Genomic DNA, 1,996 nt, shown 5'->3' with positions numbered 1-1,996 from the left:
GAATGACGACACTATCACGCAGTTTATAACGTATGTGAGGTGTATCCAGTAATGGCTTCAAATAACAATGGCTTTTCTGAAGCTTTAGAAGATATTAATACGCTATTACGGGTGAATAAAAAAGTAAGTTTGGATGTGTTAGACGAAGCAGCGAAGTATTTTGCGAGTAAATTAAAACCAAAAATTAAAGCATCCAGTAAAAACAAGCGGACACATTTAAGAGATAGTCTAAAGATTGTTGTAAAAGATGATCGTGTATCTGTGGAATTTAAAGATGAAGCTTGGTATTGGTACTTAGTTGAACATGGTCATAAAAAAGCAAATGGTAAGGGCCGTGTGAAAGGGAAACATTTTGTTCAGAATACCTTTGATGCAGAAGGTGACAAAATTGCTGATATTATGGCACAAAAAATAATAGATAGAATGTGAGGATGATATACATGACAGTTGAAAATAAAGAAATTCAATATTCGGTAGGGATCGAAGATTTATATCTGTGCTTGATGAAGGGAAATGAAACTTCTAGTGCACTACCAACTTATGAGGATATCGTTTATAGACAAACGAACATTTCTGATTTAACGATTTCCACTACTTCTACTAATTTTACAAAGTGGGCATCTAACAAAAAAATTATTAACATTGTCAAAAATACAGCGTTTGGATTAGCTTTTAATCTTGCTGGTCTAAATCGTGAAGTAAAAGATAAAATCTTTGCCAAAACACGTAAAAAGGGCGTGTCTTTTGAAACAGCGAAGGCGAAGGCGTACCCAAAGTTCGCAGTAGGTGTTGTATTTCCTTTAAATGATGGAACAAAAATATTACGTTGGTACCCAAAATGTACAGTTGCTCCAGTAGAAGAATCTTGGAAAACACAAGGTGATGAAATGACTGTGGATGACATTGCTTACACAATTACAGCAGATCCATTGTTATTTAATGACGTAACACAAGCTGAATTAGATACTGGTGATCCAGAGGCAAAAGGAATTAAAGCTGAAGATTTCTTAAAACAAGTCATTTGTGATGAATCTCAATTAACACAACTTGGTGGAACATCGACGCCAGGGAAATAAGGAGTGATAGTATGGCACGTTTAAGTGATTTAGTTAACGTTAATATAACTAGAAATAGTATTAAAATACAGGGTGTTACAATCCCTGTTGTTTTTACTTTTGAATCTTTTCCTTATGTGGAAGAGGCGTATGGAACACCTTATCATGAATTTGAAAAAGAAATGAATGATATGTTAGGAAAAGGTCAATTTAGCCTGGGAGAAAATGAAGCGAAATTGATGCGTGCATTAATTTATGCGATGGTACGTAGCGGCGGTACAGAATGTACATTAGCTGAATTGAAAGGTGCCATTCCTATGAATGATTTACCTGATATCTTCATCGTTGTATACGAAATTTTCAGTGGCCAAACTTTCCAAACTTCTGATATGGAGAAGCTGAAGCAAGAAAAAAAGTAAAAAACATACTGACTAAAAACGAGGAATCTCAGTCCGAATTGGACTGGGATTTTTATTTTTATGTCGGTAATACATTGCTTGGTTTAAGTATGGATGACTTTTGGAAAATCACACCGGCACATTTTCTAAAACAGTTCATTATGCATCTCAGATACAACAATCCAGATGCATTACATGAGCAGAAACCAAAACAAATCTACACGCTAGATCAAACACCATTCCTATAAGAAATGAGGTGAGAAAATGCCAGGGAATAGTAAAGAAAGGAACGTCGTCCTTAATTTTAAAATGGATGGTCAGGTTCAGTATGCAAATACATTGAAGCAAATCAATATGGTTATGAATAATGCAGCGAAAGAATATAAAAATCATATTGCAGCAATGGGCCAAGATGCGACGATGACTGATAAACTTCTTGCTGAAAAGAAGAAGCTTGAAATTCAAATGGAAGCAGCCAAGAAACGTACAGCTATGTTACGTGCTGAATATCAAGCGATGTCCAAGGACACAAGTACAACCGCC

At 35.5% G+C, this 1,996-nt stretch carries 5 protein-coding genes; all 5 read left to right on the top strand.

Annotation, left to right across the window (positions count from 1 at the left end; all coding sequences use genetic code 11):
* Window positions 1-51: 51 nt before the first annotated feature.
* Window positions 52-429, top strand: a complete 378-nt coding sequence (locus RT27_RS22115) for an HK97-gp10 family putative phage morphogenesis protein (protein WP_043937533.1) — start codon at window positions 52-54, stop codon at window positions 427-429.
* Window positions 430-440: 11 nt separating this feature from the next.
* Window positions 441-1,076, top strand: coding sequence for a major tail protein (locus tag RT27_RS22110; RefSeq protein WP_000215489.1), 636 nt, complete (start codon window positions 441-443; stop codon window positions 1,074-1,076).
* Between the two features lie 11 nt (window positions 1,077-1,087).
* Entirely contained in the window at window positions 1,088-1,474 is a 387-nt protein-coding gene (locus RT27_RS22105; protein ID WP_000113348.1) for a hypothetical protein, read from the top strand.
* A gap of 38 nt (window positions 1,475-1,512) precedes the next feature.
* Window positions 1,513-1,701 carry a hypothetical protein gene (locus RT27_RS22100; RefSeq protein ID WP_006927278.1) on the top strand — a complete coding sequence of 63 codons (189 nt, stop codon included), beginning with the start codon at window positions 1,513-1,515 and terminating at the stop codon, window positions 1,699-1,701.
* 16 nt (window positions 1,702-1,717) lie between these two features.
* On the top strand, window positions 1,718-1,996 hold a 279-nt coding region (locus RT27_RS22095), incomplete at its 3' end, for a hypothetical protein (protein ID WP_043937531.1).

The sequence above is a fragment of the Bacillus sp. L_1B0_5 genome (assembly GCF_000836715.1).
GTDB lineage: Bacteria > Bacillota > Bacilli > Bacillales > Bacillaceae_G > Bacillus_A > Bacillus_A thuringiensis_S.
The sequence above is the reverse complement of the archived record's forward strand: the minus strand, read 5'-3'. Positions and strand labels throughout refer to the sequence as shown.

Bases quoted from the DNA above. Each gene is read 5' to 3' on its own strand.
- RT27_RS22115 (WP_043937533.1), top strand. From the start codon at position 52: ATGGCTTCAAATAACAATGGCTTTTCTGAAGCTTTAGAAGATATTAAT.
- RT27_RS22110 (WP_000215489.1), top strand. From the start codon at position 441: ATGACAGTTGAAAATAAAGAAATTCAATATTCGGTAGGGATCGAAGAT.
- RT27_RS22105 (WP_000113348.1), top strand. From the start codon at position 1,088: ATGGCACGTTTAAGTGATTTAGTTAACGTTAATATAACTAGAAATAGT.